20 protein-coding genes and 1 pseudogene are annotated in these 19,980 nt (G+C 65.3%); 15 read left to right on the forward strand and 6 right to left on the reverse strand.

Annotated elements, in window-relative coordinates; translation table 11 throughout:
* Positions 1–88: 88 nt before the first annotated feature.
* Genes LK440_RS01005 through LK440_RS01015 form a run of 3 tightly spaced genes read right to left on the reverse strand, consistent with a single transcriptional unit; the run spans position 89 to position 3,701 of the window.
* Positions 89–1,480, reverse strand: coding sequence for a cytochrome c (locus LK440_RS01005; protein ID WP_005016317.1), 1,392 nt, complete (start codon positions 1,478–1,480; stop codon positions 89–91).
* Positions 1,477–3,135: a GMC family oxidoreductase gene (locus LK440_RS01010; RefSeq protein ID WP_005020171.1), complete on the reverse strand. Its 1,659-nt coding sequence runs from the start codon at positions 3,133–3,135 to the stop codon at positions 1,477–1,479. The genes LK440_RS01005 and LK440_RS01010 overlap by 4 nt, the downstream gene beginning before the upstream one ends.
* Positions 3,135–3,701 carry a sugar dehydrogenase complex small subunit gene (locus tag LK440_RS01015; RefSeq protein ID WP_005016309.1) on the reverse strand — a complete coding sequence of 189 codons (567 nt, stop codon included), beginning with the start codon at positions 3,699–3,701 and terminating at the stop codon, positions 3,135–3,137. The genes LK440_RS01010 and LK440_RS01015 overlap by 1 nt, the downstream gene beginning before the upstream one ends.
* Positions 3,702–3,889: 188 nt before the next feature.
* On the opposite strand from LK440_RS01015, the gene LK440_RS01020 reads away from it, so the two are divergent.
* Positions 3,890–4,219, forward strand: a complete 330-nt coding sequence (locus tag LK440_RS01020) for a hypothetical protein (protein WP_005016306.1) — start codon at positions 3,890–3,892, stop codon at positions 4,217–4,219.
* 161 nt (positions 4,220–4,380) lie between these two features.
* Positions 4,381–4,980, forward strand: coding sequence for a nitroreductase family protein (locus LK440_RS01025; protein WP_005016303.1), 600 nt, complete (start codon positions 4,381–4,383; stop codon positions 4,978–4,980).
* Between the two features lie 78 nt (positions 4,981–5,058).
* On the opposite strand, the gene yghU is transcribed toward LK440_RS01025, so the two are convergent.
* Positions 5,059–5,919, reverse strand: coding sequence for a glutathione-dependent disulfide-bond oxidoreductase (yghU, locus tag LK440_RS01030; RefSeq protein ID WP_005016301.1), 861 nt, complete (start codon positions 5,917–5,919; stop codon positions 5,059–5,061).
* 106 nt (positions 5,920–6,025) lie between these two features.
* On the reverse strand, positions 6,026–6,688 hold the full coding sequence (locus tag LK440_RS01035; RefSeq protein WP_005016299.1) for an alpha/beta hydrolase: 663 nt from the start codon (positions 6,686–6,688) through the stop codon (positions 6,026–6,028).
* Positions 6,689–7,024: 336 nt separating this feature from the next.
* Here LK440_RS01035 and LK440_RS01040 point away from each other — a divergent pair, with 336 nt between their 5' ends.
* Positions 7,025–8,587 (forward strand): ABC transporter substrate-binding protein, encoded by a 1,563-nt coding sequence (locus tag LK440_RS01040; protein WP_017685403.1) that lies wholly within the window; start codon positions 7,025–7,027, stop codon positions 8,585–8,587.
* On the opposite strand, the pseudogene LK440_RS18015 reads toward LK440_RS01040, so the two are convergent.
* Positions 8,574–9,511: pseudogene (locus LK440_RS18015) on the reverse strand (LysR substrate-binding domain-containing protein). The gene LK440_RS01040 and the pseudogene LK440_RS18015 sit on opposite strands and share 14 nt — an antisense overlap.
* Before the next feature lie 70 nt (positions 9,512–9,581).
* Between LK440_RS18015 and LK440_RS01050 the strand changes: the two are divergent.
* The 12 genes from LK440_RS01050 (at position 9,582) to LK440_RS01105 (ending at position 19,945) form a co-directional block, all read left to right on the forward strand.
* A complete protein-coding gene (locus LK440_RS01050; RefSeq protein ID WP_005016295.1) occupies positions 9,582–10,685 on the forward strand; it encodes an NAD(P)/FAD-dependent oxidoreductase in 1,104 nt (367 codons plus the stop codon).
* A complete protein-coding gene (locus tag LK440_RS01055) occupies positions 10,666–10,962 on the forward strand; it encodes a (2Fe-2S)-binding protein (protein WP_005016292.1) in 297 nt (98 codons plus the stop codon). Before LK440_RS01050 ends, LK440_RS01055 begins: the two co-directional genes overlap by 20 nt.
* Positions 10,959–11,591: an NAD(P)/FAD-dependent oxidoreductase gene (locus LK440_RS01060; protein ID WP_017685402.1), complete on the forward strand. Its 633-nt coding sequence runs from the start codon at positions 10,959–10,961 to the stop codon at positions 11,589–11,591. Before LK440_RS01055 ends, LK440_RS01060 begins: the two co-directional genes overlap by 4 nt.
* A 33-nt stretch (positions 11,592–11,624) precedes the next feature.
* Positions 11,625–12,359 carry a (2Fe-2S)-binding protein gene (locus LK440_RS01065; protein WP_017685401.1) on the forward strand — a complete coding sequence of 245 codons (735 nt, stop codon included), beginning with the start codon at positions 11,625–11,627 and terminating at the stop codon, positions 12,357–12,359.
* Positions 12,356–13,480: an NAD(P)/FAD-dependent oxidoreductase gene (locus LK440_RS01070; RefSeq protein WP_005016289.1), complete on the forward strand. Its 1,125-nt coding sequence runs from the start codon at positions 12,356–12,358 to the stop codon at positions 13,478–13,480. The genes LK440_RS01065 and LK440_RS01070 overlap by 4 nt, the downstream gene beginning before the upstream one ends.
* Positions 13,477–14,418, forward strand: a complete 942-nt coding sequence (locus LK440_RS01075) for an ABC transporter permease (RefSeq protein ID WP_005016286.1) — start codon at positions 13,477–13,479, stop codon at positions 14,416–14,418. The genes LK440_RS01070 and LK440_RS01075 overlap by 4 nt, the downstream gene beginning before the upstream one ends.
* Entirely contained in the window at positions 14,415–15,281 is an 867-nt protein-coding gene (locus LK440_RS01080) for an ABC transporter permease (RefSeq protein WP_005016284.1), read from the forward strand. Before LK440_RS01075 ends, LK440_RS01080 begins: the two co-directional genes overlap by 4 nt.
* Positions 15,278–16,270, forward strand: coding sequence for an ABC transporter ATP-binding protein (locus tag LK440_RS01085; protein WP_005016282.1), 993 nt, complete (start codon positions 15,278–15,280; stop codon positions 16,268–16,270). Before LK440_RS01080 ends, LK440_RS01085 begins: the two co-directional genes overlap by 4 nt.
* A 23-nt stretch (positions 16,271–16,293) precedes the next feature.
* A complete protein-coding gene (locus LK440_RS01090) occupies positions 16,294–17,262 on the forward strand; it encodes an ABC transporter ATP-binding protein (protein ID WP_025341245.1) in 969 nt (322 codons plus the stop codon).
* A gap of 69 nt (positions 17,263–17,331) precedes the next feature.
* Entirely contained in the window at positions 17,332–17,679 is a 348-nt protein-coding gene (locus tag LK440_RS01095) for a YcgJ family protein (RefSeq protein ID WP_005016276.1), read from the forward strand.
* A gap of 116 nt (positions 17,680–17,795) precedes the next feature.
* A complete protein-coding gene (locus LK440_RS01100; protein ID WP_005016269.1) occupies positions 17,796–19,013 on the forward strand; it encodes an ABC transporter substrate-binding protein in 1,218 nt (405 codons plus the stop codon).
* Positions 18,989–19,945, forward strand: coding sequence for an alpha/beta hydrolase family protein (locus LK440_RS01105; RefSeq protein ID WP_005016268.1), 957 nt, complete (start codon positions 18,989–18,991; stop codon positions 19,943–19,945). Before LK440_RS01100 ends, LK440_RS01105 begins: the two co-directional genes overlap by 25 nt.
* Positions 19,946–19,980: the final 35 nt, after the last annotated feature.

Raw genomic sequence — 19,980 nt, forward strand, 5'->3', positions numbered from 1 at the left:
GTCTTGCCCGTGCGGCCCGTGATCAAACGGGTAATAATAATCGTTATTGTTTTTGGCGGGTGCGGCCCGCCGCCGCGGGCCGGCCGGATCAGCCGCGCCGCCGCCGCCGCACCAGGACAAACACCCCCAGCAGCACAAGCACGGCGGCCACGATGAGGGCCGGCAGTATGTAAGGCTGCATGCGCGCCAGCAGCGGCGGGGCCCCGCCGCTGCGCGCGACCTGGACATCTTCGGCAGTGACGGTCAGCACGGGATTGCCGTAGTTGGCCAGCACATAATTGGCGATGAGGGCGATTTCGTTATTGGTCAGTGGTTGGACATACGATTTCTGATCGAAGCGAGGCATCAGCACGTGTTGTCCGGCGGCATTGCGCTCGACTCCGTAGAGGATGGCGGCGACCAGGTTGTTGGCATTGTCCGCCCCGGTTGCCGTGTTGTGAAACAGGGCAGGGTAGGCCTGGCCGGTGCTGCCGGTGCCGCTGGCCTGGTGGCAACTGGCGCAATAGGCGCTGTAGAGCGCCGCGCCGGTTTTCAGGGTGTGGTTGGCCGTTTGTGGATGGGTGCCGCGCAGTTGCGCTTCGGCGCTGGCGGCAGCTCCGCGCGCGTAGCTGGCCGGTGCCGCAGAGGCCGCGGGCACGGGCGGCGTCTGTTTGAGCCAGGCCGCGATGGCCGTCAGATCGGTCTCGGACATATGTTGGAAACTGTGTTCCACGGCTTCGGCCATGGAGCCTGCGGCCTGCCCCTTGCCGGCCACGCGGCCCGTGCGCAGGTATTGCACGATCTCTTCGTTGCTCCAGCCTCCGATGCCAGCGGCGGGGTCGCTGCTGATGTTGGGCGCATGCCAAGGCCCCACCATGCCGCCGCCCAGCGGGCGTTTCACGTCTTCGGCCATCAACGCATTGCGCGGTGTGTGGCAACTGCTGCAATGCGTCAGGGCGCGGGCCAGATAGGCTCCCCGGTTGATCTCGGCGTCTTTCGTCGGGTCGGGCGTAAAGCGCTCGTCGTCGAAAAAGAGCGCATTCCACACGAGCATGGAAGCCCGGATACCAAAGGGGAAGGGCAGGTCGGTCGACGGCGGTTTGTCGTCGACGGCCTGCACGCCGTTCATGAAGTAGGCGTACAGGTCCCCGATATCCTCGTCGGTGATGAGCGTGTAGGAGGTGTAGGGCATGGCCGGATAAAGCCGGCTGCCGTCACGCCGTATCCCTTGGCGCACCGCGCGGGTGAAATCTTCCAGGCTGTAGTCGCCGATACCCGCACTTTTGGACGGGGTGATGTTGCTGGCGTAAATCGTGCCCAACGGGCTCTGGATGGGGTAGCCGCCAGCGAAGGGCTTGCCCGAAGGCGCCCGCGTATGACAGGCCATGCAGTCCGCGGCGATGGCCAGGGTACGGCCGCGCTCGATCCGTTGCGCATTGTCATTGGCGTGCGCGCCCGTCGAGGCCAGCGCCAGCGCCAAGGTCAGGAGCAGACGCTTCATGACGTGGCCTCCAGGCGCCTGGCGATGGCCGCGGCGGCCTTCAGTCCCAGTGCCGCCATGCTGAGCGTGCTGTTGACCACGCTGGCCGATGGCATGGCGCCGCCGCCAGGCAGCCAGAGGTTGTCGTGATCGTGCGCGCGGCAATCGCCATCGACCACGGAGTCGCGCGGATCCGAGCCCATGATGACGCTTCCCATCATGTGGTTGTTGGCGTTGAGGTCCGTCGTGATGAGAAAGTCGGTTGCGCCAAACAGGCTGCCGATATGACGCAGTTGAGTATGGGCGGCCTCGGCGCCTTTGCGCACGTACTCTCCGACGTCATAGTGCACGTCGGGGCAGGGCAGGCCGAGCGGATCCATGCGTGTCTTGCTCAGGGTGACGCGGTTGCCGGGTTCGGGCAGCGGCTCCAGATTGATGGACAGATCCACTCCGTGGGCAGCGCGGCGGCGTATTTCGGCATCGAGCGCCTTGCCGCTCAGGCCCCGGGCCAGGGCGGTCTTGGTTGCCAACGTGACCTGGGTGATGTTGTTCAGGATCATCTTGTTGGCCGAATAGCGGGCCCGGAAGGCGCCATCGCGCGGGCCGACCAGACAACTGCTTTGCGCCGGCCCTCGGCCCGGCCAAAGCGGCTCCGCTGACTGGAAGTAGCAATGAAAACCCGAGTGATCCATCAGGTTGCGGCCGACCTGATCGGAGCGATTGGCAATGCCTTTCGGATTGCGTGCATCGGCGGCCATGAGCAGCAGGCGCGGCGTCTCCATGGCATTGCAGGCCAGGACGAAATGCTTGCCGGTGGCCTTGTGGGATTGGCGCTGCGCGTCATACCAATGCACGGCCGTGATGCGGTTGTTCTCGTCGGTGTCTATCTTGTAGACGACGGCCTGCGCCAGCACCTTGGCACCTTTTTCTTCCGCAGCCTGTACATGGTGAATGCCGTTGTACATTGCGCCGATGGGACAGATGGGCTGGCAGTTATTGTTGCCACAGCAGGTGGGGCGGCCGCGCCAGGGATGGATGCTGCGGCCCTGCGGGATGGGCACCGAACGATATCCATGCGGATTGACGACGTCGGCGAAGCGCTGGTCGCCATACGCCCAGGGCACCATGTCCATGGGGTAGGGGCCGCTGCGCTCGGAGGGCGATTGTTGCGCCGGGTCGTTCGGGCCCGCTACGCCCATCTCATCTTCGGCCTGGAGATAAAAAGGCTCGAGTTGTTCGTAGGAGATGGGCCAATTCCGGCCCACGCCGTAGGTCGATTTCATGCGCAGATCCACCGGCAGGTGGCGCCAACAGGACGCGGCCCAATGCCATGTCGTCCCGCCCACGGTACGCAGATAGCCTTGCTTGAAGCTGCCGGCGCTCGGGCCGCTCAGATGCACGTAATGGTTCTCGGGGAAATAAAGCGGCGCCGGCGCATCGGGACTCTGCGGGTACAAGCCCTGGAAGTCGGAGCCCGCGCGATTGGCAAAAGGCATGTTGCGCCAGTTCTCGACGGCCTGGCCGCGTTCGATACGCAGGCCGGCCTCGAGGATGAGCACGGCGTGGCCGCGAGCAGCCAGTTGGTCGGCGATCATGGCGCCCAGCACCCCCGAGCCCACGATGACGATATCGGCCTGGGCATCGCCGTTGGCCTGAAATTCTGCTTGCCGGGTCATTACAGCCCCCTTGCGTCGGGAATGAGGTCAGGTTCAGGCGGCATCACCGCCACATCCGGAGGCATGCCCGTCCACCACATCGGCCCGTAGTTGCAATAGGTGGGCACCGTCAGCCCGTCTCGCACGGGTTGGTACATCAGCGCTTCCTCGTAGGCGACGACCACGGCCTTGGGGCCCTGGCCGACGGTCCCGGTGTACCAGGCGGTGACGATGTCGATGGCCAGGTCACCCAGACCGGCTTCGGTGGCGGCGTGCATCAACTGCGCACTGTCGCTGGCCGAAGCCGCTAACGCGAGCAGTTCGGGAAGACGCGCGGCCTGCCGCACACCTGAACCGGCCAGGGCCGCTTCGATGCGCGAGGCAGTCAGGGGATTGAGGTGGTGCCGGTCCGTGAGAATGCTCGACAGCGCCAGAAATGCGGTGCCGCCCGCTGGCGCGCTCATCATGGCCGCGACGCCGGGCAACGGGGCGGCCACGCAGAGGCCGGCCATGCCGAGCAACAGCGCACGCCGCTGTCGTGACGGCTGCCGTACGCCGCTTCCGGTGGGGGGGGCAGTGAGATCCAACGCAGCTCCTTGAGTGTTTCGCGTTACCTTAAAGGGCCGGCCTGACGATCTTCTGTCAAAACGGCAAAGGCCATGCGGGCAGCAGGGTATTGCTTGGGTCGTGGATCCTGCAGTGGGCGCGCCAAGCGCATCCGTCCCACCGTGGACGATAGACCTTATCATGGTTGAGGAGCCTTCAGGGAACGGCGATGGAACTGGAAACCGCGTATTGGGATGGCGAATTGGTGATTGCCGTGCAGCCTCGTGAGGCGCGCATGAGCCACTGGATACATGCACCCCGCGCCTGGCGGTCGCTGGACGGGCAGATGCTCTTCGATCTGACAGACAGCGATTGGGATCTCTACGGGGTCAGCGGCGACGACGAGGATTGCCTGGTGCTGGCGCTGCGGCGCTACCCGGGCGCGGGGCCCCTGGTCAGGCTGACGATTGCCCGAGGCAGTCTGGACATGCACCTGGAGGGGCGCAGCCTGCCTGCGGATGATCTGTTGCAGCAGTTGCAGGCATGGACAGATGCCTGAGCGCAACGGCTCCGAGGCGGGCCGACTGTCGTCGCCGGTGGAACAATCTGTCTCGCCTGGTCAGGCCCGCGCGCGTCAATAAAGGCTGGCTCCGGGGCCATCTGGCTAGGTAGAATCCCCAGGTTCCTCTCTGTTTAACCCTGCCAAAGGCAATCAAGGTCATGAGCAACGCTTATATCGACGCGCTCAAGCAGCGCCGCACCCAATACGCCCTGGGCCGCAATGTTTCCCTGTCCAAGGAAGCCCTGGTCAATCTGATCCAGGAAGCCATCAAGCACAGCCCGTCTTCCTTCAACTCGCAAACCTCGCGCGCCGTGGTGCTGTTTGGCGCCGAGAGCGAAAAACTCTGGGCCCTGGCCGCCGATGAGGTTCGCAAGGTCGCCCCGGCCGATGGTTTCGAGATAACCGAAGCCAAGCTCAAAAGCTTCGCCGCCGGCGTGGGCACCGTGCTGTTTTTCGAAGACCAGGACGTCGTGCGCGGCCTGCAGGAAAAATTTGCGCTCTACGCCGACAACTTTCCCGTGTGGTCGGAACAGTCCAGCGGCATGGCGCAGTTGTCGGTCTGGTCGGCCCTGGCCAGCGCCGGCGTGGGCGCCAGCCTGCAGCACTACAACCCGCTGATCGACGATGCGGTGGCACGTGAATGGAAGGTGCCGGCCTCCTGGAAGCTGCGTGCACAAATGCCCTTCGGTTCGAACGAATCCGGCCAAACCGAAAAAGCCTTCATGAACGACGCCGACCGCTTCATCGTGGTGGGCTGAGCGTCACTGGCTTGGCAATGAAACACGGGGCCTGCGGGCCCCGTGTTTTTTCTGGCCCGGATTGCGGCGGGCGCGCGTTTACGCCTTGGGAACCTTGTCGAAGTCGGCCGCGTCATGCCGCTCGTGCAGTTGCTCCGACACCGGGCCGCGCAGGCGATTGACGATGCGTCCGCGCTCGACGGCAGGACGGGCCTTCAGGCTGTCTGCCCAGCGTTGTACGTGACGGTATTCATGCACGGCCAGGAACTCGGTGGCGTCATAGATCCAGCCCTTGATGAGCCCGCCATACCAGGGAAAGATGGCCATGTCGGCGATGGTGTATTGGTCACCCGCCACATAGGCGTGGTCAGCCAGGCGCCGATCCAGGACATCGAGCTGACGCTTGACCTCCATGGTGAAGCGGTCGATGGCGTACTCGATCTTCACCGGCGCATAGGCATAAAAGTGGCCGAAACCGCCGCCGACATAAGGGCCGCTGCCCATTTGCCAGAACAGCCATGACAGGCATTCGGCGCGTGCCGCCGGTTCGGTCGGCAAAAACTCGCCGAATTTCTCGGCCAGGTAGAGCAGGATGGCGCCGGACTCGAATACGCGTATCGGCTCAGGCCCGGAGCGGTCCACCAGTGCCGGGATCTTGGAGTTGGGGTTGATGTCGACAAACCCGCTGCCGAACTGATCGCCATCGCCGATGCGAATCAACCAGGCGTCATACTCGGCGCCCGCATGGCCGAGCGCCAGCAGCTCTTCGAGCAGAATGGTGACCTTCTGGCCGTTGGGCGTGCCCAGCGAGTAAAGCTGCAAGGGGTGGCGTCCCACGGGCAGGACTTTGTCATGCGTGGCGCCGGAGATGGGGCGGTTCAGGCTCGAAGCATTGGAGGCGGTGCTGGCACTGTTCTTGTTCCAGGTCCAGACCTTCTCAGGGGTGTATTCCGTCGTCATGATGGGGCATTCCGGTTGGGGGATGACGAGGAGGATTGTCCCGCGTTTTCGGTCGAATGCTCGGATTATCCCTGCCGCCGTGCCCGTTTTACGTCCGCTGCTGTCCTCAGGCCGCCAGGTGCGCGCGCACCAGATGCAGCAGCAGCGGCAGCGACCCCGAAAAAAAGTGATCCGCGCCCGGCACCACGGTGACCGGATGTCCGGTGGGCCGCGCCCACTCCATCAGCAACGCCAGCGGCGCCTGCTCGTCGCGTTCGCCATGAATGAGCGCGACGTCTTCGGGCAGCGCCGGGGTGTCGTAGAAGCGCTCGGCGGGGACTTCACCCACGGGCAGACCGGCCAGTGCGACGCGTTGCGCCGGGGAGCCGGCATCGATGAGCGCGCGGGCCACGCGTGCCTGAACAAAGGCCCCGAAGGAAAACCCCACCAGCGCCAGCGGCAGGGTGGGGGAGGCGTCGCGCAACGCGTGCACCAGAGCCAGCATGTCTTCACTTTCGCCATCGCCATGGTCGTATTGCCCCGCGCTGCGGCCCACTCCGCGGAACGCCGGGCGCACGGCCAGCCAGCCGTCATCGCGCAGCGCGTGCGCCAGCCGGTGGGGAATTTTGTGACGGGGGCTGCCGCCCAAAAGCGGCTGGGGATGGGTGATGAGCGCGATGCCACGTGGTGTCTGCACCGGGGCGTCGATGAGGATGTCGATGTCGCCGGCCGGGCCGGCATAGAGGTGATGTTCGGTTTTGCCGGCAACGGCAAACAGGGACCCGGGCATGCATGGCTCCATCAGGAAGGATTCAGGCGACAGGGTAGCCCGGCGCCTGCGCCAAATGGGCTTGCCTTGGGGCCCGTCAGCGGGCGGCCACGCGCAGACCAGGCTGCGGTTACGGCTCTAGGATTTACCCTCGTTATGGCCGTGCCGCCGTCCTAAGTAGTTACCACTAGCGGGCGCCGGCGCTGCCCAGGTGGCGGGCGTTTATGTCTGCAAGTTATAACCCTGCGGAATAGGAGGCTCAGGTTGAGGACTTTGACGCCATGGTCGTCTGGCTCGTAGTCTGCGCTTCATCCAACAATGGCTGCGTTCAGGCGCGGCGATACCCAGGGGAAATCCATGAAGCGGAAAGTCTTGATGCGTTGCGGTCTGGTGGTGGCGCTTGCAGCCTGTGGGCTGTCCTCTTCGGCTTGGGCCGAAGACCGGCAGATGTTGCGTTTGAGTTCGGGCGCGGCCGATAACGCCACGCTGGATCCGCACCGGGCAACGTCGACCGCCGACAAAGGGGTGGCAGCCGAAATGTTCAACGCGCTGGTGCGCTTTCCTCCTGGCAGCGCCGACCCCAAGGCCCTGGAGCCCGACCTGGCCGAACGTTGGGAGTCGTCGCCCGACAGCAAGACCTGGACGTTTCACTTACGCAAGGGGGTGAAGTTTCATGGCGGCTACGGCGAGCTCAAGGCCGACGACGTGGTCTACTCCATTCAGCGCGCCGCCGACCCCAACCGGTCCAGCTTTGCTGCGGCCTTTGGCCTGATCGACAAGGTCGAGGCCCTGGACGACCACACCGTGCGTTTCACGCTCAAGTATCCGGATGCGGCTTTTATGGGGCGGGTGTCCAACTATCACGGCGGCAACATCGTCAGCAAGAAGGCCGCTGAAAAGTTGGGCGACAAGTTTGGCGCGGCGCCCGTGGGTACCGGGCCGTTTGCCTTTGGCGAACACGTCACGCAGCAGTACGTCAAACTGGTGGCCAATGACGAGTACTTCCGCGGCAAGCCCAAACTGGCCGGCATTATGTACCGCATGATCCCTTCGGACAGCGCGCGCGAGCTGGCGTTCACGTCCAACGAGATCGACGTGATGCAGGGCAAGCGTGAGCAGCGCTGGGTGGAGCGTTCGGGTAAACGGGGCATGCAGGTCGATATTTTCGAGCCGGCCGAGTTCCGCACGCTGCACGTCAATCGCAACATCAAGCCGTTGGACAACCTCAAGGTACGCGAGGCCATTGCCGCGGCCATCAATGTGGATGAGATCGTGCGCTACGCCGGCAAGGATGTGGCCGACAAGGGCTGTTCGGTCGTGCCCAATGGCTATCTGGGTCAGGATTACGGCGTGGGCGCCTATGCCTACGACGTCGAGCGCGCCAAGAAGCTGTTGGCCGAAGCCGGGTTTCCCAATGGGATTCAGATCAAGTCCGTGGTGTCGAACATCTCCGCGCAACAACCCATCATGGAGATCGTGCAGGCCCAGTTGGGCAAGGCTGGCATCAAGCTGGACATGGAAGTGGTCGATCACGCGACCTATCAGGCCAAGAGCCGTCAGGATCTGAGCGGTCTGGTGTTCTATGGCGCGGCGCGCTTTCCGAATGCCGACACCTACCTGACCGAGTTCTATGACTCGGCCGCCGCCATTGGTGCGCCGGGTGCGATGTCGAATTTCTCGCACTGCGCGGTCGTCGATGAGCCCATCCGGCAGGCGCGGGTCGAACCCGACGCCCAGAAGCAACTGGCGTTGTGGAAGGATGCCCAGGCCAAGATACGCGCCGATGTCTGCGCGGTGCCGCTGTTCGGCCTCAAGCAGGTCTGGGTGCACAGTGACCGTGTGAAGTACGGCTACAAGCTGGACGGAGCGCTCAATCTTCAGCCGCCCGTCACCGAAGTGACAACCGTCACTGCCCCTTGAGCACCTCGCGCGAGACGTGCGCGGCGACGTCGCGTACGTCTTGCACGAAGTCTTCGACCAGCGCCGCGTTACGCGAGGCCTGCGCCCGGCACAGTTGGAAATGGAAATGCAGCTCCGGATCGAAACGCCGCAGCACGAGGCGGCTTTGCATGCCTTCGGCAAACAGGGGATGGATGAGCGATACCCCCAGGCCGGCGGCGACGAACTCACAGACCGTCGGCGCGGTGTTGGTGTCGAGCACCACGTTAAGGGGCAGCCCGGCCGTGTCGAAGGCGTGCTGCACCAGTTGGTGGGTTTGACTGTCCGCCCCAAAGGATACAAAGGGCTGGCCGGCGAGATCGCGCGCACGGATGACGCGCTTGCGCGTCAGGACGTGGTTGACGGGCATCGCACAGACCAGGGGTTGGCGAAACAGCGGTTCGCGATCGATATAGGGGTTGTCGACATGGCGCCGAGCAGGGCCACATCGATGTGGCGCGTTGCCAGCCAGTCAGCCAGAAAGAGCGAGCCCCGGCTCTGAATGGAGACGCGCACATCGGGATGGCGCGCGAGGAACTGCATCGTCACGCGACGGATGAAGGGGGCCGCCAGTGCGGGCAGCACGCCCACATTGAGCGTGCGCTGTTCGGCGCGGCGGATGGACTCGACGGCCTGTTCGACCTGGCGCAACCCGTTGAAGACGCGGTCGATCTCGCGATAGAGGCGCATACCCTGGGTAGTGGGCGCGAGTTTTCCCCGGACACGGTCGAACAGCTTGAGGCCGCTGTCGGCTTCGAGATGCGTGAGCAACTTGCTCACGGCGGGCTGGGACACTCCCAGGACCGTTGCGGCCTGACTAACCGTGCCGTGCTCGATCACCGCCTTGAAGGCTTCGATCTGGCGGAGATTGAGAACGTCTTTCATGACATGAGCGGAAACGGACATGAATACAGAGGGTAGTCAAAAAGGTTATAGGTCCGCAGCAGACAAGGCAAGGGAAGAACTCGATGTCATTGTGGCCGGGGCAGGCATGGTGGGAGCGGCCATTGCCTATGGACTGGCCGGCCTGGGCCAGCGTGTGCTGCTGATCGATGGCGCGGACACCGACTATCGGGCGGCCAAGGCTAATTTCGGCCTGGTATGGCTGCAAGGCAAAGGCCTGAACCACCCTCACTACCAACGCCTGTCGTACCGGTCGGTGCGGCAGTGGCCGGCGTTCGCGCGCGAGCTGCAGGAAGAAAGCGGCGTGGACCTGCACTATGAACGGCGGGGCGGACTGCATTTCTGTCTGGGCGAGGCGGAGCTGGAGGCCCGCGCGGCACGCATGCAGGCCTGGCTGCGGCAAGCCCCGGAGGTGGGCGAGTGCGTCAGCATCCTGCCGCGTGATGCGTTGTTGCGGCGGTATCCCGGACTGGCTCTGGGGCCCGAGGTCAGCGGTGCCAGCGTGGGCGAGCTGGATGGTCACGCCAACCCGCTGCGATTGCTGGCAGCGCTGCAATCGGGCTTTCAACGACGCGGCGGCCAGTTGTGGGGTAATTCTCCCGTGCATGGCATCCGTGCCTTGAGCGGCGGAGGATTTGAGGTCGAGGCCGGCACGCGCCGCGCGCGCGCTGCACGTCTGGTCATTGCCGCCGGACTGGGGTCGATCCGCCTGGGCCCGATGGTGGGCTTGGATGTGCCCCTGCGGCCGCAGCGCGGCCAGATTCTCGTGACCGAGCGCTTGGCGCCGATCCTGCCCGTGCCGGCAAACGGCATCCGCCAGACCGGCGAAGGCACGGTCATGGTCGGGCTGACGCAGGAGGAGGTCGGTTTTGATCTGTCCACCACTACGGATGCCGCCGTGCGCATGAGTCGCAACGCCTTGCGGGTGTTGCCGGCGCTGGCGCAAGCCAGGCTGGTGCGACAGTGGTCCTGTCTGCGTGTCATGACCCCGGACGGCTGTCCGGTCTACGCATCGTCGCAACATTTTCCCGGCGCCTACATCGCGCTATGTCATTCGGGCGTGACCCTGGCGGCGGTGCATGCGGGCGAGTACGCCCGTAGCCTGGCCGCGGGCGCCCCCCCTTCTTTCCTGGATGTCTTTCATCATGAGCGCTTCAATGTTCAGAAAGTTGCATGAATCCGGCGCGGCCTCGCTGACGCTGACCATCGATGGCGAGCCGGTCACGGCCGAGGCGGGAGAAAGCGTGGCAGCGGTGTTGTTGCGACAGACCACGCCGGCCAGTCGTAGCACGCCGGTCAACGAAAGCCCGCGTGCCCCGTACTGCATGATGGGCGTGTGCTTCGAGTGCCTGGCCATCATCGACGGGGTGGCGTCCACGCAATCCTGTATGGTGCCGGTACGCGAAGGCATGCGGGTCGAGCGTCAACATGGCAAACGGAGCGTGCAAGCATGAAGCGCGAATTTGATGTTGTCGTCATTGGCGCCGGTCCGGCCGGCATGAGCGCGGCGCTGGGCCTGCGCGCACAGAATCTGCGGGTGCTGGTCGTCGACGAGCAACCTGCCCCCGGGGGCCAGATCTGGCGCGCGGTCGAAACCATGGCCGCCACCGACACGGGCAGGCTGTTGGGCGAGGAGTACCGCGCAGGCGCCGCGCTGGCCGAGCGCTTCCGGCAGTGCGGCGCGGTTTACGAGCCGCAGACGCAGGTCTGGCAAATCGAAAGCGGCTGGCATGTCTACATGACCCGCAATGGCCGGGCCGAGGTGGTGCGGGCCGATCGCATCGTGCTGGCCATCGGAGCGCAGGAGCGCCCGGCACCGTTTCCGGGCTGGACGCTGCCGGGCGTGCTGACGGTGGGGGCGGCGCAGATCTTGCTCAAGACATCCAGACAGGTGCCTGCGGCGCCTGTCTGGGTGGCCGGCAGTGGCCCGTTGCCGCTGCTGTACATGGCGCAATTGCTGCGCGCCGGCGGCAAGATCGCCGGCTGGCTGGACACGACCGCTCCGGGGGCCTGGCGCCGAGCCCTGCCTTGGGCCGGGGCAGCGCTGGCGTCCTGGGGCGATGTCCGTAAGGGACTGGGCTGACTGCGGGAGTTGAAGGCGGCCGGGGTCAGGCACGTGCGCGGGGTTACCGGCCTGCGCGCGCTGGGCGAGTCCGCGCTGCGCGAGATCGAGTACACCCTGGCGGATGGCAGCAGCCATCGCGAGCCGGCCAGCGTGCTGTTGTCGCACGAGGGTGTGGTGCCCTCCATTCATATGACGCGCGCGCTGGAGTGCGACCATCATTGGGATACGCGCCAGGCCTGCCTGGCACCGGTGCTTTCGGCATGGGGCCAGACCAGCCGCGAGGGGGTCTACGTCGCCGGGGATGCGGCCGGCATCGGCGGGGCGCTGGCAGCCTGCGTACGCGGTGAACTGGTCGCCCTGGGGGTGGCGCAGCAGGCAGGACGGCTCAGCGCCCAGGCGGCCGAGCAGGCGGGCGCGCCGCTGCGCGCCAGGTTGCACGGCCTGTTGCGTATGCGACCGATGCTCGATGAGATGTATCCGCCGCGTGCCAGCATTTTCAATCCGCCCGATGACACCATCGTCTGCCGTTGCGAAGAGCTCACCGCGGCAGACATCCGCCGCGCGGCACGTATCGGTCAACCGGGTCCCAATCAGGTGAAGTCATACACGCGAGCCGGCATGGGTCCCTGTCAGGGGCGTCAATGCGGCTACACCATCGCGCACATCGTGGCCGCCGAAGAAAAGCGGCCCGTGGCCGAGGTGGGTTTCTACCGTATCCGCCCGCCGCTCAAGCCGTTGACGCTGGGCGAGCTGGCCTCGCTGGACATCGAGGACGAGCAAGCATGAGTACGCCAATTTTCGATGTGGCCGTCATCGGTGGCGGGCTGCACGGCCTGTCGGCCGCCTTGCACATCGCCCGTCAGGGCAAGCGCGTGGTCGTTCTGGAGCGCCATTGGACCGAACGTCATGCGTCGGGAGCCACAGCGGCCGGTGTGCGCACGCTCAACCGTGACCGCCGCGAGCTGGACCTGTCGCTCGAAGCGCTGGATATGTGGCACAACATGGCGGCGCTGGTGGGCGATGATTGCGGTTTTCATGCGCACGGACAGATCTGCGTGGCCGAGACCGAACAGGGCCTGGCCAAGCTCGCCGCGCGCGTGGCGACGTTGCGTGCGGCGGGCTATACGCATGAAGAGGTCATCGACGCGGCCGAGCTGCGCCGCCTGTTGCCCGAGCTGAGCCCGCATTGCGTGGGCGCGACCATGGTGCGGCGCGACGGCGCGGCGGATCCGCACCGGGCGCTGCGCGCGTTTCGCGCCAGCGCCGAGGCGGCTGGCGTCACGCTGGTCGAGCATTGCGCGGTAACCGGACTGCGGCGCCAGGGTTCGGACTGGTGCGTGGTCACCGAGCGCGGCGAGTGGGTGGCGCCGGCCGTGGTCAACGCCGCCGGCGCCTGGTCGGCGCGCATTGCCACGATGGCCGGCGACGATATTCCGCTGGACACCAAGTCCTCCATGATGATGGTCAGCGAGCGCCTGCGGCCGTTCATCAAGCCCGTGGTCGCCATCGTCGGGCGGTCGTTGTCGTTCAAACAATCCGATCAGGGCACGCTGGTCATTGGCGGCGGCCTGCAGGGCACCCCCAATCTCGAGCGGGAAACCTCGACCGCGCGCATGCGCGTGCTGGCCAAAGGCGCGCATGCGGCCACCGACCTCTTTCCGATGGTGCGCGATATCCGCATCGTGCGCGTCTGGGCGGGGCTTGAGGCCAAGACCGAGGATCTGTTGCCCGTCGTCGGTCCGTCGCCCAATGCGCCGGGTCTGTTCCATGCGTTCGGTTTCTCGGGCCACGGTTTCGAACTGGTGCCCGTGGTCGGGGCGGTCATGGCCGATCTGGTGCTGCGCGGCACAACCTCGCGGCCCATCGAGGCATTGCAGGCCACGCGCCTGATGGGAGCCCAGCCATGATCCGTTATGCGATCAAGCGCCTGCTGTTGGCGATTCCGACCCTGCTGGCCATGCTGACGGCAGTTTTCGTGCTGGTGCGACTGGTGCCGGGCGATCCGGCAGCCGTCATGCTGGGCGATCAGGCCAGCGCCGAGGCCCTGGCCGCCTTGCGGCTGCGCCTGGGCCTGGATATGCCCATGTACGAGCAATACCTGCGCTTTCTGGGCGATATGCTGACGGGCAACTTTGGCGTATCCATGGCCAGCGGCCGCACGGTACTGCAGGAGGTGGCGCTGGTTCTGCCGTGGAGCTTGCAATTGACGGCCGCAGCGGTCCTGATCGGAGTGGTCTTCGGCCTGCCGCTGGGTATCTGGGCGGCACTGCGCCGTAACGCCTGGCCCGACTATCTGGGCCGTCTGCTGTCGCTGACCGGTCTGTCTTTTCCCGCGTTCGTGTCGGCGATCCTGATGCTGCTGGTCTTTGCCATCGAGCTGCGCTGGTTTCCGGTGATCGGCAGCACCACGGGCGGGGATTGGAGCACGCAGTTGCGCAATCTGACACTGCCGGCGTTCAACCTCGGTCTGATCATGATGGCTTACGTGATGCGCGTGACCCGCTCGTCCATGCTCGGTGTGATGGGCGAGGACTATGTCCGCACCGCCCGCGCCAAGGGCGTGCGGCCGCTGCGGCTGATCCTGCGCCATGGCCTGCGCAATGCGCTCATCCCCATCGTGACGGTGGTGGGCCTGTACTTCGGTACGTTGATCGGCAACTCGGTGCTCACCGAAATCGTCTTCAACCGGCCCGGGCTGGGCAAGCTCATCCTCGGCGCGCTCAATACGCGCGACTACACGCTATTGCAGGGGCTGATGGTCGTGTTCGCCTCCTGCGTGATTCTCGTCAATCTTCTGACCGACCTGGTGTACGGGCTGGTCGATCCCCGGGTGAAATACAAATGAGCGCCGTCATGTCCTCCGCCCGGCCCAATCCGCTGTTGCAGGCGCTGGCCAAGAACCGCCTGTCCTGGGTGGGTATCGGGCTGCTGTTGTTCATTATCCTGGCCGCCGTGCTGGCGCCATGGCTGGCGCCGCACGATCCGCTGCAGCAGAACATCGCGTTCCGCCTGGAGCCGCCCTCGGCGCAGTTCTGGCTGGGCACCGACAGTTATGGCCGGGATGTGCTCTCGCGTCTGATCTACGGGGCGCGGGTGTCGCTGCTGGTGGGGTTCGTGGCCATCATGATCGCCATGTGCATCGGCTCGGCGCTGGGCATTCTGGCCGGCTATGTGGGCGGCGTGATCGATCAGGTCATCATGGGGCTGGTCGATGTGCTGCTGTCCTTTTCGACGCTGTTGCTGGGCCTGATGATCGCGGCCATGCTGGGCGCCAGCCTGGAGAACCTGATCATCGCCATCGCCATCACCGAGATCGCGCCCTTCGTGCGCGTGGCGCGTGCGCCGACGATTGCGCTCAAGCAACGCGACTTCGTCGAAGCAGGCAGGGCGCTGGGTTATGGGCCGCTGCGCCTGATGGGGGTGCATATCCTGCCCAACATGATCTCCGATGTCGTGGTGCTGGGTTCGCTGTGGATGGCCTCAGCCATTCGCACGGAAGCGTCGTTGAGCTTCATCGGGCTGGGTGTGCCGCCGCCGGCGGCCACCTGGGGCAGCATGATCCGCGAAGGATTCGAGAACATCCTCGATGCCTGGTGGCTGACCGTGTTTCCCAGCCTAGCCATTCTTTTGACGGTCCTGGCGCTGAATCTTCTGGGCGACGCCCTGCGCGACGCCATCGACCCCAAGCTGCGTTCGGAGCGATCATGAGCACTCCCGTACTGGAATTGCGTCAACTGCGCACCGAGTTCCGCATCGGTGGCGCCTGGCACGCCGCCGTGCGCGATGTGTCGCTGACGGTCGCGCCCAACGAAACCTTGGCGGTGGTCGGAGAGTCGGGCAGCGGCAAGAGCGTCACCGCGTTGTCGGTGTTGCGGCTGCTGCCAACCTCGGGGGCGCGCCATGCAGGCGGGCAGATCCTCCTCGAAGGCCAGGACATCGCGTCCTTGCCCGAGAAGCAGATGATGCGGCTGCGCGGCGACGCCATCGCCATGATCTTTCAGGAGCCCATGACCTCGCTCAACCCCACCATGACGGTGGGGGGCCAGATCGCCGAGGCCATCCGTCAGCATCGCAAGCTGTCCTGGGCCGAGGCACGCAAGCTGGCCCTGGAAGCCTTGCAGGAAGTCAAGATTCCTGCCGCCGAGAAGCGCTTTGATGCTTACCCGCATCAGTTCTCGGGGGGGATGCGCCAGCGTGTCATGATCGCCATGGCGCTGGCCTGTAAGCCGCGCGTGCTGCTGGCCGACGAGCCGACCACGGCCTTGGACGTCACCATCCAGGCGCAGATTCTGACCTTGCTGTCCGAGCTGAAGTCGGCGCACGGCATGGCCGTCGTTTTCATCACGCACAACCTCGGTGTGGTGGCGCAGATTGCCGACCGCGTTGCCGTCATGTATGCCGGCGAAGTCGTCGAAACGGCCGACGTGCAGACGCTGTTCGCCCGCCCCTTGCATCCGTACACCGAGGCACTGCTCAAAGCCATGCCGCGCGTCGATTCCGATGCCGAATCGTTGGCGTCCATCCCCGGCGGGGTGCCGGCCATCACGGCCATGCCGCCCGGGTGCGCTTTCGCGCCGCGTTGCCCCTTGCGCCAGCAACGGTGCGACGCGCAGCCGCCGGCACTGACAGGTGTGGCGCCCGGACACGAGGTGCGGTGTCTGGTCAGGGCCGAGGCGGCGCAGGGGCAAGCAGCATGAAAAACAGCGGCAAGGAAGATCAAATGGACGACATTCTTCAGGTCAGGAACCTGGTCAAGCGCTTCGAGAGCGGCGGCGGTTGGCTGGGAGGCCAGAAGCAGGTCGTGCGGGCGGTCAACGATGTTTCCTTCAGCGTGCACCGAGGCCAGTCGCTGGGATTGGTGGGCGAGTCCGGCTGTGGGAAATCCACGGTGGCGCGCACGCTGTTGCGCCTGATCGAGCCGGACGAGGGCAGCATCGTGTTCGACGGGCAGGATATACGGCGTGCTGGCGGACAGGCCATGCGGGCCTTGCGCCGGCGCGTGCAGATCGTGTTTCAAGATCCCTACGCGTCACTGAACCCGCGGCGCACCGTGCGCCAGGCGCTGACCGAACCGCTGCATGTGCATCGCATGGGCACGCCAGACGAGATCGCGCGCAAGGTCGAGCAAGCCATCGACGAGGTGGGGCTGCCTGCTTCGACGCTGGACCGCTATCCGCATGAGTTCTCGGGCGGGCAGCGGCAGCGCATCGGCATTGCGCGCGCGCTCGTGCTGGATCCCGAGCTTATCGTGGCCGATGAGCCCGTGTCGGCGCTGGACGTGTCGGTGCAGGCACAGATCCTGCAACTGCTGGACCGGCTGAAGCGCGATCGGGGGCTGTCTTTCGTGTTCGTCTCGCATGATCTCGGGGTGGTGCGCCACTTCTGCGACTCGGTGTGTGTGATGTACCTGGGGCGCATCATCGAGCAGGGGCCTACCGCGCAGGTACTGGATACGCCGCGTCATCCGTACAGCCGGGTGCTGCGTGACTCGTCCCCCGTGCCCGATCCCCAGGCGCGTATTCGTCTCATGAAGATCGAGGGCGAGATCCCATCGCCCACTCATCTGCCGCCCGGTTGTGCCTTTCATCCGCGCTGCGCCCGTGCCCAGGCCGACTGCAAGAGTGCGGTGCCGCCGTTGGCCGGCCAGGGCGATCGGCGCCTGGCCGCCTGTTTCCATCCACTGGTTTGATCGGGATCGGCCCGATGAGGCGGGTCAGGCTAAGATCGCCGTCATTCACACGTCATCGAGGGGACACGGATGAAGAAGCGGCTTTCGATCATGGCGTTGGCTCTGGCCGCTGCGGCGGTGCAGGCCGCGCCTGCCAAACCATTGCGCACGCCTCAGGCCGGCGTGCTGTGTGACAGCCATTTCTGCGCCGATGCGCGCGGCCTCTCGACCGCGCTCACCCAGAAGTATCTCGGCGCGCAGGCCGCTGGCGCCTTGCGCGAGCAGGGCGCGTTCGATCACCAGGCATTTACCTACGAAAACGGGGTGTTTTGCGACACCCGCGAACGTCTGTGCCGCGAGAATCGGTATTTCGGCAGTGACGGCAAACGCAGCGCGGCGGTCGAACCGGTGTTCACGCGTCTGCTGTTTCCGGAGTAGCCGCCCGGTGGGAGCCGCCGGGGCCGGGCGAGAAGCGGCAAAGATTGTCTGACAGCCGGCGCCGGCAGGAATACACTGCCGCACAATAAATTCAGCCACCATCCAGGTGGCAGACAATGGGGGAGACCATGATGCACTATCGCAGTATTGCTGCACTGGCGTTGGGCCTGGCGTTCAGTAGCGCGCAGGCCAATGATGCCAACGGGGTCAAGATTGGGGTACTGACCGACATGGCTGGCGTCACGGCCGATGCCACCGGCAAGGGGTCGGTCGAGGCCGCGCGCATGGCGATCGAGGAAGTGGGCGGCCGGGTGCTGGACAAGCCTGTGAGCCTGGTGGTGGGCGATCATCAGCATAAGCCGGACATCGGCAGCAGCCTGGTGCGCAAGTGGTACGACGCCGACGGCGTGGATGTGGTGGTCGACGTCCCGAATTCGTCGGTGGCGTTGGCGGTGCAAGGCATCGCCCGCGAAAAGAAAAAACTCGTTCTGGTCTCCAGCGCCGGCACGACGGCGTTGAGCCAGGCGCAATGCTCGCCATATGGCGTGCAGTGGACCTACACCACCTACGCGCTGTCGCGCGGTACGGCCAACGCCGTGGTCAAGGAAGGCAATAAGCGCTGGTTCATCCTGGCCTCCGATTATGCGTTCGGCAAACAGCTTGCCGCCGATACCGAAGCCGTGGTCAAGGCCGATGGAGGCCAGGTGCTGGGCACGGTCTACCATCCGCTTAACGCGTCCGATTTCGCGTCCTTCCTGCTGCAGGCGCAAGCGTCCAAGGCGCAGATCATCGGTATCGCGAACGCGGGCGGAGACACCATCTCGACGATCAAGCAGGCCGCCGAGTTCGGCGTCTCCGGTGGCGGGCAGCAATTGGCAGCCATGCTGCTGCTGCTCACCGACGTGCACAGCCTGGGCCTGCAGGCCGCGCAGAAAACCTATCTGACCGTGCCGTCGTATTGGGACATGAATGAGGGCACCCGCAAGTTTTCCAAGGACTTCCAGGCCCGCGTGGGCCATCCGCCAACCTTCCTGCAGGCCGGTGTCTATGGTTCGGTGCGCCATTATCTGCGCGCAGTGCAGGCGGCCGGCACCACGGACAGCGATGCCGTAATGGCCAAGATGAAGGCGCTGCCCATCGACGACGCGTTCAGCCAGAACGCCCGCATCCGCGAGGATGGCCTGGTGGTGCGCGACATGATGCTGGCGCAGGTCAAAACCCCCGAGCAGTCCAAGGGCGCCTGGGACTATTACAACATCGTGCGCACCATCCCCGGCGACACCCTGGTTTGGCCGCTGTCCGAAAGCCAATGCCCGCTGGTGAAAAAACCGTGAGTCTGCATCTGGCCGATGTCGGCAGTTTCTATGCCGGCGGTGAGCAGGTCCGGCTGCAGGGCCAGCCCGTGCGCGACATTCAGTTCACGCGCACGGCGGCGTACTCCTACGACCCCAACGGCCTGTATCACTTCGGCCAGGCCTATGTGCAGTATTTCATCCCCCAGCGGCGGGTGCAGCCCTTGCCGCTGGTGCTGTTGCATGGTGGCGGCATGACCGGCAGCATGTGGGAGCAGACGCCGGACGGCCGGCCCGGATGGCTGCGGCACTTCCTGCAGCAAGGCCACGCGGTCTATGTGGTGGACAACGTCGAACGCGGCCGCGCCGGGTGGGCACCGTTTACGGACGTCTGGCCCGACGCGCCCATCATGCGCACGGCCGAAGAAAGCTGGTCGTTGTTTCGTTTCGGCCGCGCCGACGATTACGCCCAGCGGCGGCCGTTCCCGGGCCAACGGTTTCCGGTGCAGGCGTTCGACGCCTTCATCCGGCACGCCGTGCCGCGCTGGCTCGGCAATAACGACGCCGCGCTGGCGGCTTTTTGCGCCGTACTGGATCGGGTGGGGCCCTGCCTGGTCCTGGCCCACAGCCACGGCGGTGAGGTCGCCTATCGGGCCTTGCACGAGCGTGCCGACCTGGTGCGAGGGCTCATTGGCATCGAACCCTCGGGGTTTTCCGCCGACGTGCGTGCCGACTGCGTGGCGGACAAACGCTTTCTGTTCGTCTATGGCGATTACCTCGACGCCACGCCGTTGTGGGCGCAATTGAGTGCCAGCGGTCTGGCGTATGCCGCCCGCCTGAGCGGGCAGGGCGCACGGGTTCAGACCTGGAAGCTGGCCGATATGGGCATCGCCGGCAACTCGCACATGCTCATGATGGATGACAACAGCGACGCGCTGGCCCAGCGTATCGGTGAGTGGATCATGCAAGCATAGGCTTCAATTAATGGCATACAATTAGTTTGCATATC

Origin of the sequence: Bordetella holmesii (assembly GCF_020735985.1) — a bacterium.
GTDB lineage: Bacteria > Pseudomonadota > Gammaproteobacteria > Burkholderiales > Burkholderiaceae_B > Bordetella > Bordetella holmesii.

Coding starts and splice junctions, on each gene's coding strand:
- LK440_RS01055 (WP_005016292.1), top strand. CDS start 10,666: ATGTTCAGAAAGTTGCATGAATCCGGCGCGGCCTCGCTGACGCTGACC.
- LK440_RS01105 (WP_005016268.1), top strand. CDS start 18,989: ATGCCCGCTGGTGAAAAAACCGTGAGTCTGCATCTGGCCGATGTCGGC.
- LK440_RS01005 (WP_005016317.1), bottom strand. CDS start 1,480: ATGAAGCGTCTGCTCCTGACCTTGGCGCTGGCGCTGGCCTCGACGGGC.
- LK440_RS01020 (WP_005016306.1), top strand. CDS start 3,890: ATGGAACTGGAAACCGCGTATTGGGATGGCGAATTGGTGATTGCCGTG.
- LK440_RS01010 (WP_005020171.1), bottom strand. CDS start 3,135: ATGACCCGGCAAGCAGAATTTCAGGCCAACGGCGATGCCCAGGCCGAT.
- LK440_RS01085 (WP_005016282.1), top strand. CDS start 15,278: ATGAGCACTCCCGTACTGGAATTGCGTCAACTGCGCACCGAGTTCCGC.
- LK440_RS01100 (WP_005016269.1), top strand. CDS start 17,796: ATGGGGGAGACCATGATGCACTATCGCAGTATTGCTGCACTGGCGTTG.
- LK440_RS01060 (WP_017685402.1), top strand. CDS start 10,959: ATGAAGCGCGAATTTGATGTTGTCGTCATTGGCGCCGGTCCGGCCGGC.
- LK440_RS01070 (WP_005016289.1), top strand. CDS start 12,356: ATGAGTACGCCAATTTTCGATGTGGCCGTCATCGGTGGCGGGCTGCAC.
- LK440_RS01035 (WP_005016299.1), bottom strand. CDS start 6,688: ATGCCCGGGTCCCTGTTTGCCGTTGCCGGCAAAACCGAACATCACCTC.
- LK440_RS01025 (WP_005016303.1), top strand. CDS start 4,381: ATGAGCAACGCTTATATCGACGCGCTCAAGCAGCGCCGCACCCAATAC.
- LK440_RS01095 (WP_005016276.1), top strand. CDS start 17,332: ATGAAGAAGCGGCTTTCGATCATGGCGTTGGCTCTGGCCGCTGCGGCG.
- LK440_RS01040 (WP_017685403.1), top strand. CDS start 7,025: ATGAAGCGGAAAGTCTTGATGCGTTGCGGTCTGGTGGTGGCGCTTGCA.
- LK440_RS01075 (WP_005016286.1), top strand. CDS start 13,477: ATGATCCGTTATGCGATCAAGCGCCTGCTGTTGGCGATTCCGACCCTG.
- LK440_RS01080 (WP_005016284.1), top strand. CDS start 14,415: ATGAGCGCCGTCATGTCCTCCGCCCGGCCCAATCCGCTGTTGCAGGCG.
- LK440_RS01090 (WP_025341245.1), top strand. CDS start 16,294: ATGGACGACATTCTTCAGGTCAGGAACCTGGTCAAGCGCTTCGAGAGC.
- yghU (WP_005016301.1), bottom strand. CDS start 5,919: ATGACGACGGAATACACCCCTGAGAAGGTCTGGACCTGGAACAAGAAC.